The sequence below is a fragment of the Alistipes senegalensis JC50 genome (assembly GCF_025145645.1).
Taxonomy (GTDB): domain Bacteria; phylum Bacteroidota; class Bacteroidia; order Bacteroidales; family Rikenellaceae; genus Alistipes; species Alistipes senegalensis.
The window spans coordinates 3,817,564-3,841,558 of the sequence record NZ_CP102252.1; the positions used below are offsets into that span (position 1 = coordinate 3,817,564).

Annotated in this window: 26 protein-coding genes, 1 pseudogene and 1 riboswitch; of the genes and pseudogenes, 23 read left to right on the top strand and 4 right to left on the bottom strand. The window is 52.0% G+C overall.

Going from position 1 to position 23,995, the window contains the following annotated elements; genetic code table 11:
- Window positions 1–28: 28 nt before the first annotated feature.
- A complete protein-coding gene (locus NQ519_RS15210; protein ID WP_019150299.1) occupies window positions 29–244 on the bottom strand; it encodes a hypothetical protein in 216 nt (71 codons plus the stop codon).
- A 168-nt stretch (window positions 245–412) separates the two neighbouring features.
- Window positions 413–610, top strand: a riboswitch (cobalamin riboswitch).
- Window positions 611–751: 141 nt separating this feature from the next.
- Here NQ519_RS15210 and nrdD point away from each other — a divergent pair.
- The 15 genes from nrdD (at window position 752) to NQ519_RS15285 (ending at window position 13,453) form a co-directional block, all read left to right on the top strand.
- Window positions 752–2,845, top strand: a complete 2,094-nt coding sequence (gene nrdD, locus NQ519_RS15215; protein ID WP_019150298.1) for an anaerobic ribonucleoside-triphosphate reductase — start codon at window positions 752–754, stop codon at window positions 2,843–2,845.
- A gap of 1 nt (window position 2,846) precedes the next feature.
- Window positions 2,847–3,317, top strand: a complete 471-nt coding sequence (locus tag NQ519_RS15220; protein ID WP_019150297.1) for a radical SAM family protein — start codon at window positions 2,847–2,849, stop codon at window positions 3,315–3,317.
- A gap of 156 nt (window positions 3,318–3,473) precedes the next feature.
- Window positions 3,474–4,046, top strand: coding sequence for a DUF2284 domain-containing protein (locus tag NQ519_RS15225; protein WP_026076427.1), 573 nt, complete (start codon window positions 3,474–3,476; stop codon window positions 4,044–4,046).
- Between the two features lie 15 nt (window positions 4,047–4,061).
- The gene (locus tag NQ519_RS15230) at window positions 4,062–5,129 is read left to right on the top strand and encodes a YncE family protein (RefSeq protein ID WP_019150295.1); all 1,068 of its coding nucleotides are present in this window, start codon (window positions 4,062–4,064) and stop codon (window positions 5,127–5,129) included.
- Between the two features lie 3 nt (window positions 5,130–5,132).
- Window positions 5,133–7,211 carry a TonB-dependent receptor gene (locus tag NQ519_RS15235; RefSeq protein WP_019150294.1) on the top strand — a complete coding sequence of 693 codons (2,079 nt, stop codon included), beginning with the start codon at window positions 5,133–5,135 and terminating at the stop codon, window positions 7,209–7,211.
- A gap of 85 nt (window positions 7,212–7,296) precedes the next feature.
- Window positions 7,297–8,355, top strand: a complete 1,059-nt coding sequence (locus NQ519_RS15240) for an alpha/beta hydrolase (protein ID WP_019150293.1) — start codon at window positions 7,297–7,299, stop codon at window positions 8,353–8,355.
- Window positions 8,356–8,659: 304 nt separating this feature from the next.
- Window positions 8,660–9,832, top strand: coding sequence for a site-specific integrase (locus NQ519_RS15245; protein WP_019150292.1), 1,173 nt, complete (start codon window positions 8,660–8,662; stop codon window positions 9,830–9,832).
- A gap of 36 nt (window positions 9,833–9,868) precedes the next feature.
- Window positions 9,869–10,180 (top strand): hypothetical protein, encoded by a 312-nt coding sequence (locus tag NQ519_RS15250; RefSeq protein ID WP_019150291.1) that lies wholly within the window; start codon window positions 9,869–9,871, stop codon window positions 10,178–10,180.
- 1 nt (window position 10,181) lies between these two features.
- A complete protein-coding gene (locus NQ519_RS15255; protein ID WP_019150290.1) occupies window positions 10,182–10,562 on the top strand; it encodes a hypothetical protein in 381 nt (126 codons plus the stop codon).
- A 134-nt stretch (window positions 10,563–10,696) separates the two neighbouring features.
- Window positions 10,697–10,906 (top strand): helix-turn-helix domain-containing protein, encoded by a 210-nt coding sequence (locus NQ519_RS15260; protein ID WP_019150289.1) that lies wholly within the window; start codon window positions 10,697–10,699, stop codon window positions 10,904–10,906.
- A 287-nt stretch (window positions 10,907–11,193) separates the two neighbouring features.
- Window positions 11,194–11,367: a hypothetical protein gene (locus NQ519_RS15265; RefSeq protein WP_019150288.1), complete on the top strand. Its 174-nt coding sequence runs from the start codon at window positions 11,194–11,196 to the stop codon at window positions 11,365–11,367.
- Between the two features lie 36 nt (window positions 11,368–11,403).
- Window positions 11,404–11,550, top strand: coding sequence for a plasmid mobilization relaxosome protein MobC (gene mobC, locus NQ519_RS15270; protein WP_019150287.1), 147 nt, complete (start codon window positions 11,404–11,406; stop codon window positions 11,548–11,550).
- A complete protein-coding gene (locus NQ519_RS15275) occupies window positions 11,540–12,631 on the top strand; it encodes a relaxase/mobilization nuclease domain-containing protein (protein WP_019150286.1) in 1,092 nt (363 codons plus the stop codon). The genes mobC and NQ519_RS15275 overlap by 11 nt, the downstream gene beginning before the upstream one ends.
- A 3-nt stretch (window positions 12,632–12,634) precedes the next feature.
- Complete coding sequence (locus tag NQ519_RS15280) at window positions 12,635–13,150, top strand: hypothetical protein (protein WP_019150285.1); 516 nt, start codon at window positions 12,635–12,637, stop codon at window positions 13,148–13,150.
- Between the two features lie 48 nt (window positions 13,151–13,198).
- The gene (locus NQ519_RS15285) at window positions 13,199–13,453 is read left to right on the top strand and encodes a hypothetical protein (RefSeq protein ID WP_231839858.1); all 255 of its coding nucleotides are present in this window, start codon (window positions 13,199–13,201) and stop codon (window positions 13,451–13,453) included.
- 72 nt (window positions 13,454–13,525) lie between these two features.
- On the opposite strand, the gene NQ519_RS15290 is transcribed toward NQ519_RS15285, so the two are convergent.
- The gene (locus NQ519_RS15290) at window positions 13,526–14,425 is read right to left on the bottom strand and encodes a hypothetical protein (protein WP_019150283.1); all 900 of its coding nucleotides are present in this window, start codon (window positions 14,423–14,425) and stop codon (window positions 13,526–13,528) included.
- A gap of 442 nt (window positions 14,426–14,867) precedes the next feature.
- Window positions 14,868–15,845, bottom strand: a pseudogene (locus NQ519_RS15295) (IS982 family transposase).
- Window positions 15,846–15,896: 51 nt separating this feature from the next.
- On the opposite strand from NQ519_RS15295, the gene NQ519_RS15300 reads away from it, so the two are divergent.
- The 3 genes from NQ519_RS15300 (at window position 15,897) to NQ519_RS15310 (ending at window position 18,726) form a co-directional block, all read left to right on the top strand.
- Entirely contained in the window at window positions 15,897–16,700 is an 804-nt protein-coding gene (locus NQ519_RS15300; RefSeq protein ID WP_147513161.1) for a DUF5677 domain-containing protein, read from the top strand.
- A 296-nt stretch (window positions 16,701–16,996) separates the two neighbouring features.
- The gene (locus tag NQ519_RS15305; RefSeq protein ID WP_019150281.1) at window positions 16,997–18,346 is read left to right on the top strand and encodes a site-specific integrase; all 1,350 of its coding nucleotides are present in this window, start codon (window positions 16,997–16,999) and stop codon (window positions 18,344–18,346) included.
- A 140-nt stretch (window positions 18,347–18,486) separates the two neighbouring features.
- A complete protein-coding gene (locus NQ519_RS15310) occupies window positions 18,487–18,726 on the top strand; it encodes a helix-turn-helix domain-containing protein (RefSeq protein WP_227901077.1) in 240 nt (79 codons plus the stop codon).
- Window positions 18,727–18,748: 22 nt separating this feature from the next.
- Here NQ519_RS15310 and NQ519_RS15315 read toward each other — a convergent pair whose 3' ends face one another.
- Window positions 18,749–19,717 carry an IS110 family RNA-guided transposase gene (locus tag NQ519_RS15315; RefSeq protein WP_009597560.1) on the bottom strand — a complete coding sequence of 323 codons (969 nt, stop codon included), beginning with the start codon at window positions 19,715–19,717 and terminating at the stop codon, window positions 18,749–18,751.
- Window positions 19,718–19,931: 214 nt separating this feature from the next.
- On the opposite strand from NQ519_RS15315, the gene NQ519_RS15320 reads away from it, so the two are divergent.
- From NQ519_RS15320 to NQ519_RS15340, 5 genes are all read left to right on the top strand, one after another.
- Window positions 19,932–20,252 carry a HipA N-terminal domain-containing protein gene (locus tag NQ519_RS15320; RefSeq protein ID WP_014775883.1) on the top strand — a complete coding sequence of 107 codons (321 nt, stop codon included), beginning with the start codon at window positions 19,932–19,934 and terminating at the stop codon, window positions 20,250–20,252.
- A 2-nt stretch (window positions 20,253–20,254) separates the two neighbouring features.
- On the top strand, window positions 20,255–21,265 hold the full coding sequence (locus NQ519_RS15325) for a type II toxin-antitoxin system HipA family toxin (protein ID WP_009597477.1): 1,011 nt from the start codon (window positions 20,255–20,257) through the stop codon (window positions 21,263–21,265).
- 13 nt (window positions 21,266–21,278) lie between these two features.
- Complete coding sequence (locus NQ519_RS15330) at window positions 21,279–22,208, top strand: DUF6043 family protein (protein WP_019150277.1); 930 nt, start codon at window positions 21,279–21,281, stop codon at window positions 22,206–22,208.
- 155 nt (window positions 22,209–22,363) lie between these two features.
- Window positions 22,364–22,675: a helix-turn-helix transcriptional regulator gene (locus NQ519_RS15335; protein WP_014775881.1), complete on the top strand. Its 312-nt coding sequence runs from the start codon at window positions 22,364–22,366 to the stop codon at window positions 22,673–22,675.
- Window positions 22,665–23,873, top strand: a complete 1,209-nt coding sequence (locus NQ519_RS15340; RefSeq protein WP_019150276.1) for a virulence-associated E family protein — start codon at window positions 22,665–22,667, stop codon at window positions 23,871–23,873. The genes NQ519_RS15335 and NQ519_RS15340 overlap by 11 nt, the downstream gene beginning before the upstream one ends.
- The last annotated feature ends 122 nt before the right edge of the window (window positions 23,874–23,995 follow it).

Sequence of the window (23,995 nt, forward strand, 5' to 3'; positions counted from 1 at the left end):
TCTTACGGGAATGCCGGAGGGATGAAAACTATTCTCCCGGTTCGTGCCGGTACCCCTCCTCGTCGTATACCGGGCGGTCGTCCGCTACGATCTCGCCGATACCGTCCGGAATCCGGTCGTCAAGCGGAATTTCGGTATCCGTCAAATCTTCTTCGATCAGATTTTCGTCGCGTTCGTCGCCGGCGAAACCGTTGTTCTGCGTGGAAAGAATCGTGCGGTCGTTCCGAATTTCAATTTTTCCCATGATTTTCGTCTTATCGGTTATACGGCTTTCCGCCGCAACAACGATACCACGATAGGCCGTCACCCGAAAACGGCGTTCCGAGGGGCTTCACGGGCTAATGCCTCTTATTGTTTATAATTTGTTCATTAAAAATAGGGGCGTTCGCTTGCCCGTCGGGGAACTATGCCTACATTTGTTTCCGTGCAAGGTTCTCCGCCGGTCGCAACCGGCATGGAGATCAAAAGGGAACTCCTGTGAAAATCAGGGACTATTCCCGTAGCTGTAAGCTCCGCAACGGTCCGCACACTCTCTGAGCCACTGTCCGCAAGGGCGGGAAGGCGTGCGGACGGAGCGAGTCAGAAGACCTGCCTTGCCGGAAAAGGTACCAGCCTTCGGGATATAGGGCGATACCCGGACAAGATTTTACGAAACGACATTCAGGAAGACCCGACGGGCCTGTCCGCCGTGCGCGGAGAGGGGCGGAGCGTCTTTCGCACGGATGAAACACATAACGGATTTCAGAAGAATATGGGTATTTCAGAACTTTACATCATCAAGCGCGACGGCAAACGTGCGCCTTTCTCGGTCGAGAAGATCAAACGCGCCATCAGCAAGGCATTCCTTTCGGTCGGCGGATACGCCACCGACGACGACCTCACGTCGGTGCTGAGCCGCGTACACGTGTCCGACGGCATGTCGGTCGAGGAGATTCAGAACCAGGTCGAGGTGGCCCTGATGGCCGAGCGCTATTTCGCCGTGGCCAAGAGCTACATGCTCTACCGTCAGAAGCACTCCGAAGACCGCGAAGAGCGCGACAAGCTGCGCTTCCTGACCGACTACTGCGACGCCAAGAACCCCGCCACGGGTTCGAAATACGACGCCAACGCCAACGTCGAGAACAAGAACATCGCCACGCTGATCGGCGAGCTGCCGAAGCAGAACTTCATCCGCCTGAATCGCCGCCTGCTCACGGACCGGATCAAGGAGATGTACGGCAAAGAGCTGTCGGACAAGTATCTGCGCCTGCTAAAAGATCATTTCATCTACAAGAACGACGAAACCTCGATGGCCAACTACTGCGCCTCGATCACGATGTATCCGTGGCTGCTGAACGGCACGCTATCGGTCGGCGGCAACTCGACGCGCCCGACGAACCTCAAATCGTTCTGCGGCGGATTCGTCAACATGGTCTTCATCGTGTCGTCGATGCTCTCGGGGGCCTGCGCCACGCCCGAATTCCTGATGTACATGAACTACTTCATCGAACAGGAGTACGGCGAAGATTACTACAAGCGCGCCGACGAGGTGGTGGACCTCTCGAAAAAGCACCGCACGATCGACAAGATGATCACCGACTGTTTCGAGCAGATCGTCTACTCGATCAACCAGCCGACCGGAGCGCGCAACTTCCAGGCCGTGTTCTGGAACGTCGCCTACTACGACCGCTACTATTTCGAGTCGCTCTTCGGGGAGTTCGTTTTCCCGGACGGTTCGAAACCCCACTGGGAGTCGCTGTCGTGGTTGCAGAAGCGGTTCATGACGTGGTTCAACAAGGAGCGGACGAAGACCGTGCTGACCTTCCCCGTGGAGACGATGGCGCTGCTCACCAAGGACGGCGACGTGATGGACAAGGAGTGGGGCGACATCACGGCCGAGATGTACGCCGCGGGCCACTCGTTCTTCACCTACATCAGCGACAACGCCGATTCGCTGTCGTCGTGCTGCCGCCTGCGGAACGAGATTCAGGACAACGGATTCAGCTACACGCTGGGCGCCGGCGGCGTCTCGACCGGTTCGAAAAGCGTGCTGACGATCAACCTGAACCGCTGCATCCAGTACGCCGCGAAGAACGGCATGCACTACCTGAAATATCTGGAAGAGGTCGTGGACCTGGTGCACAAGGTGCAGACAGCCTACAACGAGAACCTCAAAGAACTGAAAGCCAAAGGCATGCTGCCGCTGTTCGACGCGGGTTACATCAACCTTTCGCGCCAGTATCTGACCATCGGCGTCAACGGGCTGGTCGAGGCCGCGGAGTTTCTGGGCATTCCGATCAACGACAACGACGAATACGCGGCGTTCGTGCAGGAGGTGCTGGGGCTGATCGAGCGCTACAACCGGAAATACCGCACCAAAGAGCTGATGTTCAACTGCGAAATGATCCCGGCGGAGAACGTCGGCGTGAAGCACGCCAAATGGGACCGCGAGGACGGCTACGCGGTGCCGCGCGACTGTTACAACTCCTATTTCTACGTCGTGGAGGACGAGTCGCTGAACGTCATCGACAAGTTCCGGCTCCACGGCCGCAAATACATCGACCACCTCACGGGCGGCTCAGCGCTGCACATGAACCTCGAAGACCATCTGTCGAAGGAGCAGTACCGCCACCTGCTGCGCGTGGCGGCGGCCGAGGGGTGCAACTACTTCACGTTCAACATCCCCAACACGGTTTGCAACAAGTGCGGGCACATCGACAAACGTTATCTGAAGGAGTGCCCCGAATGCCATTCGGACGATCTGGACTACCTGACGCGCGTGATCGGATACATGAAACGGGTCTCGAACTTCTCGGCGGCGCGCCAGCAGGAGGCATCGAGGCGTTTCTACGCCAAAGCGGAATAGGATGGTCCGGTATCACAACTTCGACATCGTATTCGCGGAGATCCCGGGCGAAACGACGCTGGCGTTCAACATCACGAACTGCCCCAACCGCTGCCCGGGGTGCCACAGTCCCCACCTGACCGCGGACGAAGGGCACGTGCTCGACGATGCGGAACTGCTGGCCCTGCTGGCCTGCTACGGACGTTCGGTCACCTGCGTCTCGTTCATGGGCGGCGACGCCGAGCCGCAGGAGATCGCCCGGCTGGCCGGCGTGGTGCGGAAGAACTACCCGGCGCTGCGCACGGGATGGTATTCGGGGCGCGACGAACTGCCGAAGGGCCTCGACATCCCGGCGTTCGACTACATCAAGCTGGGCGGCTGGATCGAGGCGCTGGGGCCGCTGACGGCGCCGACGACCAACCAGCGGCTCTACAAGGTCGGGCCGGAGGGCGGAATGGAGGACATCACGCACCGATTCCGCCGCAAGCCCTGACACGCCGACGGAACACTCGATTTGCGGAACCCGGAGATTCAGAGATTAGTAAAAACGTTGTCTGCCATACGACGATTTACCTCCGGTTCCGCAAATTTCATGTCCGGAGGCAGCCGGCCGCAGGGCAAGTCCGAAAAAAACGACTATTTTTGCCGCATGGATTCTTCGCTCCGATACACCGCCCGGGACCTCACTGCCGAGCTCCCCGCAACCGAATACATCGCCCGGTTCCGCGACGCCGGACGAATCGGCGGCTACTGCCGCGCCTGTCCCAATTACGGGAGGAGCTGGGGATGCCCGCCGTTCGGATTCGACATGGACGAATACCTCGCAGGCTACGCCTCGGCGCTGCTCGTCGCAACAAAGATCGTCCCCGAAACGCGCGACATTCCCATCTCGGAGTCCGGACGGCTGATCCGCCCCGAGCGGCTGCGGCTCGAAGCGCGCCTGCTCGAAATGGAACGGCTCTACGGCGGCCGATCGTTCGCCTACGTCGGAACGTGCCTCTATTGCCCCGATGGGAGCTGCACACGCCCCGCGGGAAAACCCTGCCGCCACCCCGACAAGGTCCGGCCTTCGCTCGAAGCGTGCGGATTCGACATCGCCCGCACGACCTCCGAACTGTTCGGCATCGACCTGAAGTGGGGCAGCGAGGGCCGCATCCCCGAGTACCTGACCCTCGTCTGCGGCTTTTTCCACAACGCGGACAGCGTTATATGGAACGAATGAGCTATCTTTGCACCCATGAAACGGATTTTACGCCATATACTGCCCGCAGCCCTGTGCCTGAGCGTTTTCGGGGGCTGCATGAAATGGGACTACGACACGCAGGAGGAGCTCTCGGCGACGGGAACGGGGCTTTTCATCACCAACGAGGGCATGTTCCAGTACGGAAACGCCTCGCTGTCGTACTACGATCCCGAAACGAAGCAGGTGGAGAACGAGGTTTTCAGGCGCGCCAACGGCTTCAAACTGGGCGACGTGGCGCAGTCGATGACCATCCGCGACGGCGTGGGCTGGGTCGTGGTGAACAATTCGCACGTCATCTTCGCCATCGACATCAACACCTTCAAGGAGCTGGGGCGCATCACGAACCTCTCTTCGTCGCGCTACATGCACTTCATCTCCGACGAAAAAGCCTACGTCACGCAGATCTGGGACAACCGCATCTTCATCGTCAACCCCAAACGCTACGAGATCACAGGGTACATCGAATGTCCGAACATGGGGATGCAGTCGGGCTCCACGGAACAGATGGTGCAATACGGCAAATACGTCTTCGTGAACTGCTGGTCGTACCAGAACCGGATTCTTCGGATCGACACCGAAACGGACCGGGTGGACGCGGAATTGGTCGTGGGCATCCAGCCCACGTCGCTGGTGATGGACAAGAACCACAAACTGTGGACCATCACCGACGGCGGGTACGAAGGCAGCCCCTACGGCTACGAGGCCCCGGCGCTGTACCGCATCGACGCCGCCACATTCCGGATCGAACAAAAGTTCCCGTTCAAACTGGGCGACAGCCCTTCGGAGGTGCAGATCAACGGCACGGGCGACAAAATCTTCTGGATCAACGACGACATCTGGTCGATGAACGTCGATGATGAGCGCGTCCCGGTGCGGCCGTTCCTGAAATACCGCGGCACGAAATACTACGGACTGACCGTCAATCCCCGCAACGGAGACGTATATGTCGCGGACGCCATCGACTATCAGCAGCCGGGCGTCATCTACCGTTACACGGCCGACGGCGAACCGGTCGATGAATTTTACGCGGGCATCGCACCCGGTGCATTCTGTTGGAAATAAGCCATGAGAAAGAGCGTTGCAATCATCGCACTACTGCTGTTTCCGGCGCTGCTGCGGGCGCAGTCGGACCGATCCGAGACCGGCGCGGCGTCGTGGCGGGAAAAAGGCGTCGTGACCATCCGCGAAGTCCCGGTCTGGGGCCGCCGGCCGATGAAAAGCATCGGCGTGCAGGAGACCCGGCTCGACTCCCTGATCCTGAAAGAGAACATCGCCCTGTCGATCGCCGACGTGCTGACCTTCAACTCGCCGATCTTCGTCAAACAGTACGGCCGGGCGACCCTCTCGACCGTATCGTTCCGCGGCACGGGCCCCTCGCACACGCAGGTGACGTGGAACGGCATGCGCATCAACAATCCGATGCTGGGCATGACCGACTTTTCGATGATCCCGTCGTACTTCATCGACGACGCCTCGCTGCTGCACGGCACCTCGTCGGTGAACGAGACGGGCGGCGGGCTGGGCGGACTGGTGAGGCTCTCGACGGCCCCGGCCGACATCCGTGGATTCGGACTGCAATACATCCAGGGAATCGGTATGTTCAGGACCTTCGACGAATTCCTGCGCCTCGAATGGGGCGACGAGCACTGGCAGGTCTCGACCCGCGCCGTCTACCAGTCCTCGGCCAACGACTTCAAATACCGCAACCGCGACAAGAAAGAGAACATCTACGACGACGAGATGAACATCGTCGGATCGTATTATCCCACCGAGCGCAACAAGAGCGGCGCCTTCGACGACGTGCATGTCTTGCAGGAGGTTTACTACGACACGAGGCGGGGCGACCGTTTCGGACTGAACGCCTGGTATATCAATTCGAACCGCGAGCTGCCGCTGCTGACGACCGACTATGCCGACGACAAACAGTTCGAGAACCGCCAGCGGGAGCACACCCTACGCAGCGTGCTTTCGTGGGACCACTACCGGAGCGACTGGAAGGTCGCGGCGAAAGCGGGGTATATCCATACGTGGATGGCCTACGACTACCGGAAGGACCCCGGCAGCGGGATCATGAACTCGATAACCCGCTCGCGCAACAAGGTAGACACCTTCTACGGACAGGCCGACGGAGAGTACACGCCCAACGGAAACTGGTTCTTCACGGCAGGCATTTCGGCCCATCAGCATCTGGTCGAAAGCATCGACAAGGACATCATCCTGCAACAGGGCGGCAAAGACATCGTCGGATACGACAAGGGGCGCATCGAACTCTCGGCATCGGTCTCGGCCAAGTGGCGCCCCACGGAGCGGCTGGGGCTGTCGGCGGTCCTGCGCGAAGAGATGTACGGCACGAAATGGGCGACGGTTCCGGCCTTTTTCGCCGACTGCCAGCTGTCGAAGCGCGGCAACATCGTCGCCAAAGCCTCCGTGTCGCGCAACCACCGCTTCCCGACGCTCAACGACCTCTACTTCCTTCCGGGCGGCAATCCCGACCTGCGGAGCGAAAGCGGCTTCAGCTACGAAGCGGGATTGTCGTTCGCCGTGGGGAAGGAGAACGTCTACTCGCTGTCGGGATCGGCGTCGTGGTACGACCAGCATATCGACGACTGGATTCTGTGGCTCTCGACGCCCAAAGGGTTCTTCTCGCCGCGGAACATCAAGCAGGTGCATGCCTACGGCGTGGAGATGCAGGCCAGCCTGGCCGTCATACCGGCCCGGGATTGGAAACTGACGATGAACGGCACGTTCTCGTGGTCCCCGTCGATCAACGAGGGCGAGCCGATAAGCCCCGCCGACCAGTCCGTCGGCAAGCAGCTGCCCTACGAACCGGAGTTCTCGGCCACGGTGACCGGACGGCTCACGTGGCGGAGCTGGGGGCTGTTGTACCAGTTCTGCTATTACAGCGAGCGCTACACCATGTCGAGCAACGACATCACCCTCAGTGGCCGGTTGACGCCCTACCTGATGAACAACCTCTCGCTCGACAAGGCTTTCGCCCTGAAATGGGCCGACCTCACGCTCAAAGGAACCGTCAACAACCTTTTCAACGAGGAATACCTCTCGGTGACCGCACGCCCGATGCCGCGCATGAACGTCGAGTTCTTCATCGGCATCAGACCCAAGTGGGGCGGTCGGAATCAGTAATCCGGGTAGGCATATCCGCAATTCGGGTAAGAGCGGGTTTGCACCGGCTTCGTACCTTTGCATCGTAAACCAATACGAATGCACGATGAAACGAATCCTGATCCTGACGGCGGCCCTGCTTGCGGCCTGTCCGCTCACCTGCTTCGGACAAAGCAATCACTCCGATACGACCATGAAACAAAACCCGAATCTGACCCGCGAGTGGGACAAGGTGTTCCCGCAGAGCGACCGAGTGAACCACTCGAAAGTGACTTTCCGCAACCGCTACGGCATTACGCTCGCAGCCGATCTCTACATCCCCCGGAACGCCTCCGGGAAACTGCCCGCCATCGCCGTCAGCGGTCCGTTCGGCGCCGTGAAAGAGCAAGCCTCGGGCCTCTATGCCCAGACGCTGGCCGAACGGGGATTCCTCACCGTCGCCTTCGACCCGTCCTACACCGGCGAAAGCGGCGGCGAACCCCGTTACGTCGCTTCGCCCGACATCAATACCGAGGATTTCAGCGCCGCGGTCGATTACCTCTCGACGCGCGACGACGTGGACCCCGAACGGATCGGTATCCTCGGCATCTGCGGATTCGGCGGATTCGCAATCAACGCGGCGGCGATCGACACGCGGATCAAGGCGACGGTGGCTTCCACGATGTACGACATCAGCCGCTGCACGGCGAACGGATATTTCGACTCGATGGATGCCGACGCACGCTACGAACTCCGCCGGCAGCTCAATGCCCAGCGCACGGAAGACGCAAGGACGGGCACCTGCGCGCTGGCCGGCGGGGTAGTGAACCCGCTGCCCGACGACGCCCCGCGGTTCGTGAAGGACTACTATGCCTACTACAAGACCCCGCGTGGCTACCATCCCCGTTCGCTCAACTCGAACGATGGCTGGAACAAGACCTCGTCGCTGTCGTTCATCAACATGCCCATTCTGTCGTACAGCGACGAGATCCGCAGCGCGGTGCTGCTGATCCACGGCGAAAAGGCCCATTCACGCTATTTCAGCGAGGATGCTTTCAAAAAGCTGAAAGGCAATAACAAGGAACTGCATATCATTCCCGGCGCCAGCCATGTGGATCTGTACGACAATCTGGCGGTGATTCCGTTCGACAAGATCGAAGGCTTCTTCCGGGAGTATCTGAAATAAACGCCCGGCAAGATTCTGCCCAAATACCTATTGAATCCATAAATAACACCCCCGTCCGGTCATGCGACCGAGCGGGGGTTTACGTACCCGGAGCCGATACACAACCTACTAAATATCATCCAACCAAAAGAATACAAACTACTTATTATTAGTATTTTATAAATATTCACAACTCTGCTATTTGCGCATTATTTGAGGGTTTTTCGTTGTTTTTTACACCTTTATTACACCCTGAATTAGAAAATAATTATATATCTTTGCACTATAAGATCAGGAAGATACGAAACTACTAATTTCCGGAATTATGGCAAAGTTGCAAGCAAAAACCAAAGAAAATCCAAAATTGATGCAAAAAACGCTGGCCGACGGTCGGCAAAGTTTGTATCTGGAGTACTATATGGGTTACAACAAGGTGATCGACGAGGTGACGGGTAAAGAGCATATCAAGCACATCCGGTCGAAAGAATATCTGGGTCTTTACCTGTTGCCGAATCCCCGCACCCCGGAAGAACGCCAAAAGAACAAGGAAACGTTAGCCCTCGCCGCAGAAATTCGCATCGACAAGGAAAAGGTGTTGGTTGCCCGTCGATATGACAAGTCCGCACCCGTCAAGCAGAAAATCAACTTTCTGGAGTTCTTCGATGCCTATGTCAGGAATTACAAGAAAAAAGATATTCGGATGATGGAAGGCTGCCTGCGACGGTTCCGGGGATTTCTTGCGGAATCCTATCCGAGTATGCAGACCAATATCAAGCCGGATCAGATGACTAAGGAGATGATGATCAAATTCGTGGACTATCTGCAACAGCACTCTTTCGGCGAGGGCGCAAGGGGATTTTTCCAACGATTCAAAAAGGTTATCAAATATGCCATAGACCAAGACATCATGCTAAAGAATCCCTGTACAGGTGTTCCCTGCGTTGTCGATGATACTGCTTTGCGAAAGGACGTGTTGAGCCTTGAGGAGATTGCACAACTCGCAAATACCCCTTATCAAAATATGGATGTACGCCGGGCATTTCTATTCTGCCTGTACGCAGGATTAAGGTATTGCGATGTGGTTGATCTGAAATACAGCAACGTCGATTATGCCAACAAGACGATCCGGTTTGACCAAAACAAAACCACCGGGCACTCGACACATTCGATTGTCACGATACCATTAAGCAATACGCTATTAAAGTTGATCGGCGAACGCCCGGAGAAAGACGGCCCCATCTTCACACTGCCGAGCCACACCGGATGCCTGAAAGCCCTGCGGATATGGGTTGCGCGTGCAGGAATTGAAAAACACATTACATGGCATTGTGCCCGCCACAGCTTTGCCGTGAATCTACTCGGCGAGTGTCACACCGATATTAAGACTGTCGCGTCCCTGCTTGGCCACAGCGGATTAAAGCACACGGAGAAATACACCCGTGCCGTCGATTCGCTCAAAGAAAAGGCGGTTAATGCCTTGCCGGAGTTGACAATTTAAGTTTTTAATTTATATTTGCGATAAAATCAATAAGTTATGGGGAATATACAGGACATCATAAGAATCTTTTCAGCTAATATCCTATTGGCTGCAAAAGAAGATTTATCCGTCAAAATATTAGCAGAGACGCTTATTATTAACGGATTAGGTGGACATCAACCAATTAAAGAAATGACAATAAACAATGCAGTTGATTATCTTGCTCATCATCATAAACAACAAATTGATTGTCGAAAAAATTTGTCGGACATAGAAAAAGAAGCGGAAAAAAGAGCAATAGATACCCAAAGTGAATTCTTAAAACAAGGAATCAAAGAAACATTTAAAGCACAGGCCCTGCTTCTTTGACATGAATATCAATTTTCTTGCTTCACTCAACAATAAGCAGTTAACGGCTTTGACCGAGCTGTTCAACGGCCAACATGTATTCCAGCCAGAAGTCGATACAAATACGGTCGCCGCCTTGTTCATGTGCAGGCTCAAAGAACCGTTGGTCGTTTGCAATGCCCGTACCCTCTGTTACATTTTCCACATCTTGAGCGAAGAGCGGTTAATCACTCCCATTTGGCAAGCCGTAGCAGCAAAGAATAAGTGCTTCGCATCGCTCAACGGCAAGCCCATAAGCCGCAACACGCTCTCAAGTGCAAAGTATTGCGCAATCAATTCCGACTCTCCCTACAGAGCCTACCTTATCAAAAGCTACATCGGCATCCTAAAAAACACCAAATAGCCCTTACAGCATCCCCGCAAGGACTTTTTATCCAGCCAAGAGTGAGCGAGAGTGAGCATATGAGAACAATCCGCCTCAATCACCCTTATATTTGCCGCTGATAATTTATTCCATGTCTAACTAAAAAACTACTTATGGAACATGAAATCAGTATGGAGCAGCGGCTGAACCGCATCGAGCAGTTGCTCGCAGGGCAGAAAAATGTCCTCACTTTCGACGAGGCTTGCACCTACACCGGAATCTCCCGAACTTACATGTACAAGCTCACCTGCGGGAGCCGTATCCCGCATTACAAACCCAACGGCAAAAACATCTATTTCGACCGGGCGGAGTTGGAGCACTGACTGCTCCAGAACCGGATCAAGCCTGCCGCAGAGATCGAGCAGGAGGCAGCCAATTACGTGGTAAATTCCAAGACCTAAAGACGGGATCAGCAACTATCGCCGACCTCGCCCTACGAGATTATGCGGATCTCTTCGGGCGAAGGTCGGCGAATCTTTCCAACGGCCCACGCTCCCCATCAGGCAACAATAAAGTAGGGTGGCAAGTTTGTGTTTTCGTAAACGAAAACGGGGCTTGCTCCCGCTGGTCGGCGCGGCATCCCGTTGGTCTAATCATTAAAATCGAATCTATGAAACGTGAATTGAACAAAGGCGGCCGTCCGGTGTTGGAAGCCGCCCAAAGACAGAAGTACATCGTCAGCGCAAGGCTCGACAGCGAACACTATTTCCGGCTGAAGAAGTTAGCCCGCATATCGGGCTGCCGTCCGTCCGAGATCATCCGGCAGCTTATCGGGCGCGGGTGAGTGCGTGAGCGGATGCGTCCGGAACATCTGAATTATATGACGCAGTTGAAAGGCATTGCCCGCAACCTCAATCAACTCACACGCTCGGCCAATGCCGGCGGGTTTACGACGGTAATTGTGTCCCACACGGCAATCATTACCGAGATCGAGGACTTTCTAAAACAGGTGCGCCATGATCGGTAAGATTATCGCCGGATCATCCTTTGGTGCGACGGTCGGCTATGTAATGAAAGAGCAGTCGCGGATATTGGGATTCGAAGGTATTGAGCCGCCGGGCGTGCAGGATATGGTGCGCGATTTCAAAGACCAGACGCTATTGAATCCCCGGATCAAAAATGCGGTCGGACATATATCGTTATCCTTCTCCCCGAAAGATGCCGACCGGCTGACCGACCCGGTTATGGCGCAGATTGCACGCGAGTATATGGAGCGCATGGGGATTCGGAACACGCAGTTTTTGATTGTCCGGCACACGGATCAAGCGCATCCGCATTGTCATATTGTCTACAACCGGGTCGGAAACAACGGGCAGACCATATTGGACAAGAATATCAAAATCCGAAACAGCAAGGTTTGCAAGGAGCTTACAGCCAAATACGGGCTTTACTACCCAAGAGGCAAGGAGCAGGTACGGCGCGAACGGTTGCGCGAGCCGGACAAGACCAAGTACACCATTTACGACGCTATCCGGGGTTGTCTGCCCGGCTGCAAGTCGTGGGGCGATCTGGAGAAACGATTGCAGGAACGAGGTATTACGACCACATTCAAGTATTGCGGCAATACCGACCGCAGGCAGGGCGTATTGTTTGGTATGAGCGGCTACACCTTTTCCGGCTCGAAGATCGACCGGGCTTTCAGCTTCTCCAAGTTAGACCGTCATTTCTCGCAGGCACAGCGGATCGTTACTCCCATCGTACAGCCCCGCTATTCGGCGCAGGCGATCGGGAATTTATCGGTAGCAGTTAGCCATTACCGTTCGGCGGTCACCGGGCTGTTCGGCAGTCGCGGTAATTCGGGCGAATCCGTCGATTTGGGCGGCTTCGGCGTGGCGGACGGTGTAACTTTACCGCCGGGCGGGTATTGCGGCTCAATCGCCCCGGAACAAATGCAGCGGCAGATCGGAGAATCCCACGAAGAACACATAGCCCGCGTTACGGCTTTGATCCGGCAGGCAACCGAAGCGATGCTGGTCGAGCAGATGGAGCGCAGCCGAAGAATCCGGGAACAGCGAACCAAGAAACGTCAAATTAAAATACATCGTTAAAGTATGGCAGAAGAAAAAACAGTCGCATTGGATTGCGACCAATACGAAGATTTCAAGGAAGAGTTTATCAAGGCTTTCAAGGCCGAGATTGCAAAGCTACAGGGCGGCGGCGATAATACAGCTCTGATGCAACGAATCGACGAGATAGCCCGTGTGCAGAATCTTTCGGCGGAGCAGATCACCAATTTTATCAACCGCATCGGGCAGATCGACATTAAACCCGTGGTCGAGGTACAGCCGCCCGACATGACGGACGTAAACAGGGCTTTCGGAAAGATCAACGTCAGCACGGAGATACTCGCCGAAGCAATGAAGCGGATAAATGCCGAGGTAAAGGGTGCATTAAGCGACGAGAAGATCAAAAAGGCGGTACAGCTGTTCGTAAGCCGCGAGGTGGAGAAATACAAAGAGATGTTAGACGGTCATTGGTCACGTATAAACAGTACGTTAGATCATTTGCTGCATCGGATTCCCTACAATTACGACATCAACAAACGGTTAGTTCGGGCGTGTGTATGACTGGCTCTGACTGCCGGGCTATCCGTTGTGGGAAATATTTGGCAGGCCGTGAACAATCGGCAATACCGCAAGAATGATTGGAAATACCGATATATGCAGGCTGTCTGGCACGGAGAAATGCAACTCATTACCGACCTCGACCGGGTGTTCGAACAAGGCGAGGATAAGAACATCGACGTGGTGAAAAGAGAGGTCAGGCAGTATGAAAAAGAGATCAAGAAACGCGGCGCGGCAGTCGTAAACCAAGAGCGGACAAAGGCCGAAAAAGAGAAAACGCAGAAAACAAAGGCCAAGAAAAAGTAGGATGACAGAAAAGGGGCTTGCGGGATCGTCAATGATCCTGCAAGTCCCCTTTTCGTTCGGATGATTGGCCGTTTATTGCCGTTCGCTCAATTCTTTATATAGCTCCAGCCGCAGGCCGCACAGGTTTTCGATAATCCCGCCCGCTTTGCGGACGCGCTCCATATGTATCTCCAACTTTTGCGGTGCGATGTCGAACCGAATGCCATAGGGAGACTTCATCAGAAAACTCTTCAGACGCGGCAGCGTGAAGATGTTTTCGATATGGGTGTCGTCGAAAGCAAGCATCAACTTCGTGGAAAGCGTCCGCATCCGGTCGTGCATGATGACTGGATCGTGGCTGTCGAACTCCAGACCGTGATAGACGTAGTAAAGCGTGTGATAGAAATAGACCATTGCCTGCGCCGAGAACTGCGCGGCCAGACGCATATTACGGCTCTCGCTGAAAGCGTCCTGCGCCTGTTCAAGCAGTTCATTGCCCTGCGTGCGGAACGTGTCGAAATGGAATTTAGCGTCGGCATACGCCTTGGCGAAGTCGATCGGGTGCTTCGGACGCTGAAAATGGTAACTGTCGCTACAATACAGCAACTCGCCTTCGGCATGGGCAAAGAAGAGGAACGGCGTTGAGTTCGATTCGACATAGCTCAACGTCATGATGTAAAGATTGATGTAGGTAATCTTCCGGCAGCTGTACGGCACTTTGTAGCGCAGGATGCGTTTGGTCTGCATCCAATCGTATTCCGGGGTTTCACGAACGACCATCAGCAGATCATATGCCATTGCGTCGCTATGCGGCGTGCCGCCGACCAATTTACCGAAAAGCAGGATATATTCGGGATCGAAATAGCCGTCCGTTAGGCAGTGGACGATCCGGGCGGCTTCGGCAGGATCGTAAAGTGGTTCGGCGGGCTGTTCGAGTGCAAGGGCTATGCGTTGTGCAGAGTTTTCCTGCACGAGGTTTTGATTCGTTTCCATTTGATTGATTGTTAGAAATTTGACATAGTAAGGGCTGTCCTTATCACCGCATTTCGGCAATAAAGAGAATAACGATTTGGTTAGCAGTTACTTGCTAATCTGGCGGGTGGAAATGGAAACGAATAAAGAGATTGCACGGCGGGAACCGCCTGCGGCTGGCCTTACGGCGTGTCTGCGTCGGAACGCGGACGGGATACATGGTTCGCATAAATAAAAAAAGGATGCGCAGCTGCGAACCATATATCCCCCTTTTACAGGCTCAATAAAGTGCCGTTCGCGGGTCGCTAAACCCCAACGACTCTACGCATACCTTTTCTAATGCGGTTGCTTTATTGAGCACCGACAGTAAAAGTTGTAGAAATATATGATTCGCAGGAACAAAGATAAGAAAAATTCGATGTAATTTTGCAATTACTATATAACTTTTAACCCGTTGGTTGAATTAAAATAAAGCATCTTTAACAAGACCAATTTTACGATGGTTACAGAAGTTGATGTATTGCAGCACGGTCATAGCAGCGATTTTTGCGGCAGTACGTGTAAACAGTCCGCCTGTCTGCTTTGCATAATTGCGTACCATCATGAATTGGTCGTTAAGTTGAGAGAAAACGGTTTCGATTCGCTTCCTGAAACGCCTGTAAGCCCACGAAGGATTTCTCCAATTCTTTTGGTTCAAGCGATACGGGACTTCAAGCTTGATATGAGCCGTTTCGAAAAGGTCTTGTTGCACCTCAGCACTTAAATACCCCTTATCTCCAAGCATAAGACAGTCGTGATAATCCCACTTTGCATCATCCAGATAATGTATATCATGAACATTTGCAGCCGTTATATCATAAGAGTGAATAACACCACTTATTCCACAGATAGCGTGGAGCTTATACCCATAGTAATACATTTGTTGGGAGGCGCAAAAGCCTTTGGAAGGTGCGCTTTGCGGATTATCATTTCCCATAACGCAACGCTTGGCTCGTGCCAGCTGGCATACTTTGACAGGCTTGGAGTCTATCACAAAGACATTTTCCCCACCGTCTATGCTCTTGGCAATATCCCTGCGGATGTCTTCTGCAAGACAAGCCGTGAGTTTGCGACGGACGTTGAACTGTCTTCTGGATATAAGGTTAGGGATATGTTCGGGAGATTCAGCCAATCTTTAAAAGAGGTTGTTCTCGCTGTCATAACCGAATGCTTCGGCTGTAAGAGAAAGAGCTATAACTTCCAAATCAGAAAAGGTGGGAATAACTCCACGGCGAGATACATTGCCATGTTCATTTACACGATTTCCTGCAAATTTCTTGCAGATGTCGTTGATTTTTGTGAATTTTTCGATGAAGTTGTGCATACGACGGTTTGAACTCAATAGTTTGGATGCTATTAAGTTACTAAAAACCAGAAATATGCACAACCTTTCATTTGTCATTTTACTAACTTTTTAATTCAACCAACGGGTAACTTTTAATAAAGTTTATCAATGGATACAACACTAATGTCAGAATACGTCGAATTGCATAAAAAAATCATAGAAAAACTATATAGATATGTGGAATATCATTATTTTGATGCAAATGATGCACCTCAATTACTCTCAAAAAATGACGCTGTTATTGCAGGGAATTTTGCCCGATTAATTAAACTAAATGTTTCAATATTGCAACATGTATGCGAATGCAAAGGTGAAATATTAATGATCTTATTAAGATGCTATATTGAAACATATGTCAATATTAAATATTTCTTATCAACGGACAACACCGTCAAAGAAGCTTACATAAAGGATTCGTTATCCAACGAAGTAAAATTCTCAGAAACAATAAAAACAAATATAACCAATAGAGATGGAAATATTCTGGATATTGAAAAAAGGATGATAGATTCAATTAACAAGGCTTTCTCAATATCAGGTTATCAAGATAAAAAGGTTAGCCGCAATTATCAGTGGAAAAGCATTAAAGAGCGAGTTAAAATTGTTGTTAATGATAAAGATACATTTTACAATGGACTGATAGGTATGTCGAGTCACTCTATTCATGGTAAATGGCAAGATATTCTTAAATATAATCTATTTTTGAAAGAAAATGATAAATTTTCAATCAATATTGAATGGACATCCCCACAGCCACAACTTATGGATTGCGTTATTTGGGCGAATATTGATTTATTAGATGTAATCAAAGGAGCATCTGAAATTACAATAGATGAATATAAACAACAATTAATATCTCTTATCTCTCGTCACGAAGAATCTCTTAAAAATACTCACAACACATCGAAATAAATATTTTGTCATTTTTTACACCTTAATTTACACCCCAACAAAAGCAAAATCCCTATTAATCAGCTGATTAATAGGGATTTTCCGTACCCGGAGCCGCATTTGAATATACTAAATTCTATTAAACCTAAATAGAAGTCAAAATAGATGACTTTGCATTTATTTTATTTATTATCAATAATATATAAATATTCAATCATTTTACCAGATAAATTCAGATTGAACATATTTTAGCAGATGTGGGGAAAATGTGGGGAATTTTTCGTATTTTTGCTCTGTCAATCCGGAATCTGGGTACTATGAAAATAACTCTCATCATCAAAAAGAGCGTAAAACGCTATGATACAGAATCGAAGGCGACCATTTACGCACGTCTGCGGGATGGCAGACAGGTAGATATGGTCGCACCGACCCGGCTCACCATCAATCCCAATCTTTGGGATGACAAGGCCGAACAGGTCAAAAGCAAAATCGTTTGCGACGACGAAATGCGTTCCTATTACAACGATGAAGCCCGCAAACTCAAGTCCTACCTCGAAAAAGCCTATCAGTCCCGACAGACGGCAGAACCGCAGAAAGAGTGGCTGAAAGAGACTTTGGAACAATATTACAATCCGCAAAAGTACAATGTCGAAACGGCCACGGAAGAAACGGCCAAACCGACATTGATCGCATTGTTCGACGAATTTCTCGAAAAGCACCGTCTTTCCGATGTCCGCAAAAAGAATTACCGGGTCATCAAACGAGGATTACAGCGGTATGAACTTTATATCCGGACAACCAAGAGGGGGCAAAAAGCATTCGTATTGGACATCGATCAAGTAACGGCCGACACCTTGCGGAATATTTGGGATTTTTTGGAAAATGAATACCGCTACTGCGCTCTTTACCCGGAAATCTACGCAGCTATCCCCGAAGCACGCACGCCGCAACCCAGAGGAAAGAATACGTTATTGGATTGTTTCTCGCGCATCCGAACTTTCTTCTACTGGTGCAACAGCAACAAAAAGACCCGGAACCGACCGTTCGACGATTTCCCGTTGGAGGAATGCACATACGGAACGCCTTATTATATCACGGTCGAGGAGTTGCACAAGATTTACGGCACGAATCTGATGCGGCATCCGCAACTGGCCGTTCAGCGCGACATCTTCGTTTTTCAATGTCTGATCGGCTGCCGGGTGGGTGATCTGCTGAAAATGACGAAATCGAATCTGATCGACGGAGCCATCGAGTATATACCACGCAAGACCAAAGAAGGGCGGCCGCTGACCGTGCGGGTTCCGCTGAATCAGACAGCCAAAGAGATCGTATCCCGTTATAAAAGTCTGGACGGCGACAAACTGCTACCGTTCATCTCCGAGCAGAAATACAATCTGGCGATCAAGCGGATTTTCAAAGCTGCCGGATTGAAACGGTTGGTTACGGTCATAAACCCCACTACTCGCGAAGAAGAAAAGAGGGTGCTTTACGAGATCGCCTCGTCGCATCTGGCCCGCCGAACATTCGTCGGAAACCTGTACAAGCAAGTCAAAGATCCCAATCTGGTCGGAGCTTTAAGCGGACATAAGGAAGGCAGCAAGGCTTTCGCACGTTATCGCACCATCGACGATGAAATGAAAAAAGAATTAGTAAATTTGTTATCGTAAAGGAGATGATTGCGTCCGCAGCGCGGTCGGAATGCAACGAACATTAGCCCGCAATCATAAATCACATTAAACAGTGATTTTATTTGACTTATTCATAAATTGCGCTATATTTGCATTAAAATCACATCAAATTGGGATTTATGGACAAAGTCGGTAATGCAATAAAAGAGCGCCGCAAGATATTGAAAATAACGCAACGGACACTTGCGGAATTGGCCGGCGTGGGTATCAACACGCTCACAAAAATTGAGCGCGGAGAAGGGAATCCCACGGTCGAAGTTCTTGAAAAAATACTCGATACGCTGGGGCTGGAACTACAAATCGGAGTCAAACAGCGGAATGAATTACGAACTATATTAAAAAATGCGGAAAAAGAGTAATAATATCGGAGAATGGTTCCTGCTAAGGTCTGTTGGAGACGAATCCGTCGACATATTCTTTATCGTGCGCAACAACAGCAAAAGCCTGCCTGACGAGTTTATTTGCGACAGCGATCATAGCGAGTTTTCCCGACTTTCCGTTTTGCCTGAGCCTCGTATAAGTCTCTTTGCATTGGGCATTGAACCTACTGGCAGGCCAAGCGGCGATATAGAGAAGTCCTCTGGTGTATGCGTCTCCGTTTCGGTTGATATGCCCTTTGATGTTTACCGAAGTTCCGGATTGTTCGTAAGTGGGACAGATACCGAGATAGCGGGACACCTGCTTGGCATTCTGGAAGTAAGTGAATCCTCCGGTAGTGATGATGAGCGCCGTGGCGAGCGTTATGCCTATACCTTTGATGGTTGTCAGGAGTGCGAGTTGCCGGCTGAACTCGACTTCGACAAGATCCGTGAGTTCCGACTGAAGCCTGTCACGCTTCTTTTCAAGGAACTTGATCGTTTCGTCTACGGTATGAGTTGCACCTTTGTCCGGGACAGGCAGACATGCGAGAGAGCCACGAAGGTTCGACATGGCGGTAATCTGCTTAGTAAGTTGGCGAATGACGGTTCTTTTCTGTCGGAGCCGCAGGATGGCCTCTCCCTGGACCTTGAAAGGACGCGGGTTCATCTTCTCTCCGTACAAGGTAATGAGTCGTGCATCGCTCTTATCGGTCTTGATCGTAGAGAGCATGGCTTTGGCGAAGTTCTTTACCTTCAGCGGATTCTCCATGCTGACAGTAATTCCGGCGACATTGAGCATATACAGCAGCAAGGCACTGTAGTTCCCTGTCGCCTCCATAACACAGTGGATACTGCCATCTTTGGGGAGAGTCCCGATAAACTGTCTGATACCAGCGGTCGTGTTGTTAAAAGTACGGATCTCCCCGCCTTTGTCGGAGGAGTAAGCTACCACGAATGTAGCCTTGCTCACGTCGATTCCAATGTACCTCATGGCCGTTCGTTTTTTGGTTCTAACGACATCGCTTACATCTTGGTCCTTCATTGCGAATGCGGGCTCAAACACCTTACGAACTATCCGGATTCTGATGTAAAGAGTATGGGGTCAGAACATAATTCCCGGTTTAGAAGACCAATGAGAGATCGGACTTATTCCATACTCTGATGTCTTTACTATTCAAATTTAATTAACTAAGTACAAATATACAATGAGACAAGGGGCAGTATACATGAATGGCAAGTTAGCCGGCATATTGACAGAAATATCGCCGACTGAATATGTTTTCAAATACGATGATACATACTATGCTGATGATATGCAGCCAGCCGTCAGTCTGACATTACCCAAAACACAACAGGAGTATAGATCAGCCTATCTGTTCCCCTTTTTCAGCAACATGCTTTCCGAGGGCCGCAACCGCATCGTTCAATCCCGCATGCTGCATATCGATGAAAACGACCATTTCGGCATTCTGCTGGCAACAGCGCAAACGGATGTTGCCGGAGCAGTAACCGTAAAACCCCTATAACAATGAACCCGATTACGATTTGCCCATCCACATTGGCCGAAGGATATGACAGCTACTCTCCGATTGCGATAAAACATCTGTTCGACGGCCGGCAAGTGTCTCCATTTTTGGATTATACACCCATTGATGACGACAACAATTCCGCAGCCCAAGAAGAGTTTCTGCACAATCAGGAGCGAATCTCGCTGTCGGGAGTACAACCCAAATATTCGATGATCGTTCGCAACGGTAAACTGGCTTTAACTCAAAAAGGCGAACAAGGCCACTATATCCTCAAACCGAAGTTAAGCGATTTCCGCAACCGGATATATAGTTCCGCGAATGAGAATCTGACCATGCAAATCGCGTCACAGGTATTCGGAATCGAAACCGCCGCAAACGGACTTTGCTTTTTCAAAGGAGGAGAACCGGCTTATATCACCAAACGGTTCGATGTCAAACCCGACGGCACAAAGCGCAGAAAAGAAGATTTCGCATCGCTCGCCGGACTGACTACGCAAAACGGCGGTAAGAATTACAAATATGAGTACTTGACATACGAAGAATGCGGAGAGTTAATTCGACGATACCTGCCCGCATGGAAAGTAGAGACCCTGAAATTTTTCGATCTCATCATATTCAATTTTCTGATTTGCAACGGCGACGCCCATCTGAAAAATTTTTCGGTACTCGAAACCGAATCAGGCGATTTCCGTCTGTCCCCGGCATACGACCTGATAAATACCAAACTGCATGTAGACGACCGGATATTCGCTCTCGACAAAGGGTTGCTGAAAGACAATGCCGCCGAATCTATGCCTTATGGAATGACCAACAGCACAACTTTCCGGGAATTCGGCAAAAGATTAGGGCTCCCCGACAAAACTATCCGACGGGAACTCGACAAATTCTGCACCTCTTATCCGCTTTTAGATACGCTGATCGCCAACTCCTATTTATCCGATGAATTGAAAGAGAATTACCGGAATATGTATCTCGGACGGCGGGATTCTTACCTGAAAATCGGATTGTAACAGGAAACGACTTATGGGCCAGCAAGAATACGAGGCTTTCAAAGCGAAGTTGCGGGAATGGATGAACACCCACCCCGACGAATACGCCGCATTCGAAGAGGCGATGAACGCCCGTGACTATGCAGGGTGCCAGTCGGTCATATTCCAAGCCATGTCCCTTATCCCCCGGTACCGGCGCCTCATGTCCGACAAAGCCAATGAAGGACTGTTCGAGCATGTCGATGAGATCGAACAGGCGGCCCGACAACACGACCTTGCCGGCAAGATCATCCGGGAGTGCGAACAGCCCGGCAAGGATTCCACCCTTCCGGCGATGCTTTGCTGGCTCTACTTCGGCAAGAGTTTCGAACGGATGGTGGAGCGTTGCGAAGAGCTGCGGCGTTCGCCCGATCTGGGATTCTTGCAGAAAATGACCATGAGTGCCACGATCAAACTGCTAATCTCCCGCTCCATCAAATTAGAACTGCGCACCAAGCAGGATTGGGATGCCCACCGCGAAGCGATGCGGCTGGCCGAAAGCGACCGGGTGCTGGAATGGGCTGCGGGCACTCTTCCGGCCGAAGATGCGGGTGAAAAGAGGAAACCCGGCCGGCCGAGTACGACCAAATCATTGATGGACATGTTTTCGCCAGCTGTCACGCATCCCGACGTGTTGCGGCAAAAGATCGGCGAATACCTCACGAAGAGACACAGCCAGACCGACATCGCACGGTTGAAGATTGCACTCGATGAATTGCGCTATCTGGTAGTTCCAACCAACATCAAACCGTTCCGCGATGCCCTGCAAGCGGAATACGGCTCTGACATCCGCATCGTCCACGAGCGGGGCATACAGGAAGCATACAGCCGTCTGACGGAACCGCTGCTTATCGGATCGGCCGTCAGCAGTCGGGGCGGCGAGGCCCTTATCATCCGGGAAATAAAAGATTTTCTATCGGAATAAGGCTCGTTAAATTCGTCTTAATACAACGCGAATTAAACGCTTAAATATCGCTCAATCATAACATTATATTTGCGCCGTCGCTCGGATTTCCGGGCGGCGGCGTTGCTTTCCCGTCCGCCGGAAGGCTACGCCTCACAACGGGCGGAAAGCAATGTATGAAAGATTTATTATCCATCCTCCGGGATGCTCCGGGCAGCATCCGGCTGGAGGTAAGCGGCGAGGATCTGTTGGCTTTCTCCAAAAGCCTTATCGACCGCGCCAAAGAAGAGCTGGCAGCACAAGTCGCCGAAGCCCGCAAGGAACGTTACCTGACCAAAGAACAGGTCAAAGAGCTATGCGGCGTTTGCGATGCGACGCTCTGGCATTGGAACCGCAAAGGATATCTGAAAGCCGTTAAGGTCGGTAACAAGGTTCGCTACCGCACCTCGGACATTCAACGGATTCTCGGCGAGCGCGATGGCAAATAAGGTGTCAGACAGCGTTGCAGTCCCCGGCAAGCAGTCCCGGAACGAGCGTATCGAGGGGTTTCTGCGGGAGCATTACGCCTTTCGCTACAACACGGTCAAAAGCCGTGCGGAGTTCCGCAGCAGCGACGGCGAGTTCCTCCCCGTGACCAAATACCGGCTCAACTCCTTCCGGCGGGAGCTCGACCGCACCATCGGCATCTCCACCTCGGCGGAGAACCTGCGCAGCATGCTCGAAAGCGACTTTTCCGAGCGTGTGAATCCCGTGCAGGCGTATTTTCATAAACTGCCGCCGGCAACGGGAACGCAGGCCATCGACGAACTGGCCGCGACCGTCACTGTGCGCAACGCCCTGCATTGGTCGGAGTACCTGACCAAATGGCTCGTCGGCGTGGTCGCCAATGCAACGAACGACCTCGGATGTCAGAACCACGTCTGTCTGGTATTGACCGGCGAGCGGGGAAAGTTCAAGACCACATGGCTCGACAACCTCTGTCCCCGCTCACTCGCCAGTTATCTTTTCACGGGAAAGATCGACCTGCAGAACAAGGACGTGTTGACGCTGGTCGCCGAATACCTCTTCATCAACATCGACGACCAGCTGAAGGCGCTCAACAAACGGGATGAAAACGAGCTGAAGAACCTCATCACGGCTCCTTCGGTCAAATACCGGCGGCCCTACGACGTCTACATCGAAGAGTATCCCCACTTGGCGAGCTTCATGGCCTCGGTGAACGGGAACGACTTTCTGACCGATCCGACCGGCTCGCGGCGCTTCCTGCCCTTCGAGGTGTTATCCATCGACATTGACCGGGCGATATGGGTCAATATGGATCGGGTATATGCCGAAGCCCGAACACTCCTGAGCAACGGATTCCGCTATTGGTTCGACGAAGCCGAAATCGAAGAACTGCACCGGGGAAACGCCGCATTCCATGTCCAGACCATCGAATACGAAATGCTGCTGAAAGGGTTCGAGAAACCTCCGGAACATGCCGTCACGGATTGCTTTATGACCACCGTGGAGATTCTGGACTATCTGCGCAGCTATTCGTCGCTGAACCTCTCCGAGAAACGTATGGGCGAAGCCTTGCGCAAGGCCGGGTTCGAACGACGCTCGAAACGTGTCAACGGAAATCCCGTCTACGGCTGGGTCATCGAGAAGATCACACCCAATCCTTTCGTCTCTTACGGATTGTAGTTACTACGCTACTACACACTGCGATAAAACATTGAAAAAGAACACGCAGGCGTGTAGTAGGATGTAAAAACACACCTTACTGCATCTTACGACGCTACTACGTCAATTACTACGGTAGTAAG

Coding starts and splice junctions, on each gene's coding strand:
- NQ519_RS15210 (WP_019150299.1), bottom strand. CDS start 244: ATGGGAAAAATTGAAATTCGGAACGACCGCACGATTCTTTCCACGCAG.
- nrdD (WP_019150298.1), top strand. CDS start 752: ATGGGTATTTCAGAACTTTACATCATCAAGCGCGACGGCAAACGTGCG.
- NQ519_RS15220 (WP_019150297.1), top strand. CDS start 2,847: ATGGTCCGGTATCACAACTTCGACATCGTATTCGCGGAGATCCCGGGC.
- NQ519_RS15225 (WP_026076427.1), top strand. CDS start 3,474: ATGGATTCTTCGCTCCGATACACCGCCCGGGACCTCACTGCCGAGCTC.
- NQ519_RS15230 (WP_019150295.1), top strand. CDS start 4,062: ATGAAACGGATTTTACGCCATATACTGCCCGCAGCCCTGTGCCTGAGC.
- NQ519_RS15235 (WP_019150294.1), top strand. CDS start 5,133: ATGAGAAAGAGCGTTGCAATCATCGCACTACTGCTGTTTCCGGCGCTG.
- NQ519_RS15240 (WP_019150293.1), top strand. CDS start 7,297: ATGAAACGAATCCTGATCCTGACGGCGGCCCTGCTTGCGGCCTGTCCG.
- NQ519_RS15245 (WP_019150292.1), top strand. CDS start 8,660: ATGGCAAAGTTGCAAGCAAAAACCAAAGAAAATCCAAAATTGATGCAA.
- NQ519_RS15250 (WP_019150291.1), top strand. CDS start 9,869: ATGGGGAATATACAGGACATCATAAGAATCTTTTCAGCTAATATCCTA.
- NQ519_RS15255 (WP_019150290.1), top strand. CDS start 10,182: ATGAATATCAATTTTCTTGCTTCACTCAACAATAAGCAGTTAACGGCT.
- NQ519_RS15260 (WP_019150289.1), top strand. CDS start 10,697: ATGGAACATGAAATCAGTATGGAGCAGCGGCTGAACCGCATCGAGCAG.
- NQ519_RS15265 (WP_019150288.1), top strand. CDS start 11,194: ATGAAACGTGAATTGAACAAAGGCGGCCGTCCGGTGTTGGAAGCCGCC.
- mobC (WP_019150287.1), top strand. CDS start 11,404: ATGACGCAGTTGAAAGGCATTGCCCGCAACCTCAATCAACTCACACGC.
- NQ519_RS15275 (WP_019150286.1), top strand. CDS start 11,540: ATGATCGGTAAGATTATCGCCGGATCATCCTTTGGTGCGACGGTCGGC.
- NQ519_RS15280 (WP_019150285.1), top strand. CDS start 12,635: ATGGCAGAAGAAAAAACAGTCGCATTGGATTGCGACCAATACGAAGAT.
- NQ519_RS15290 (WP_019150283.1), bottom strand. CDS start 14,425: ATGGAAACGAATCAAAACCTCGTGCAGGAAAACTCTGCACAACGCATA.
- NQ519_RS15300 (WP_147513161.1), top strand. CDS start 15,897: ATGGATACAACACTAATGTCAGAATACGTCGAATTGCATAAAAAAATC.
- NQ519_RS15305 (WP_019150281.1), top strand. CDS start 16,997: ATGAAAATAACTCTCATCATCAAAAAGAGCGTAAAACGCTATGATACA.
- NQ519_RS15310 (WP_227901077.1), top strand. CDS start 18,487: ATGGACAAAGTCGGTAATGCAATAAAAGAGCGCCGCAAGATATTGAAA.
- NQ519_RS15315 (WP_009597560.1), bottom strand. CDS start 19,717: ATGAGGTACATTGGAATCGACGTGAGCAAGGCTACATTCGTGGTAGCT.
- NQ519_RS15320 (WP_014775883.1), top strand. CDS start 19,932: ATGAGACAAGGGGCAGTATACATGAATGGCAAGTTAGCCGGCATATTG.
- NQ519_RS15325 (WP_009597477.1), top strand. CDS start 20,255: ATGAACCCGATTACGATTTGCCCATCCACATTGGCCGAAGGATATGAC.
- NQ519_RS15330 (WP_019150277.1), top strand. CDS start 21,279: ATGGGCCAGCAAGAATACGAGGCTTTCAAAGCGAAGTTGCGGGAATGG.
- NQ519_RS15335 (WP_014775881.1), top strand. CDS start 22,364: ATGAAAGATTTATTATCCATCCTCCGGGATGCTCCGGGCAGCATCCGG.
- NQ519_RS15340 (WP_019150276.1), top strand. CDS start 22,665: ATGGCAAATAAGGTGTCAGACAGCGTTGCAGTCCCCGGCAAGCAGTCC.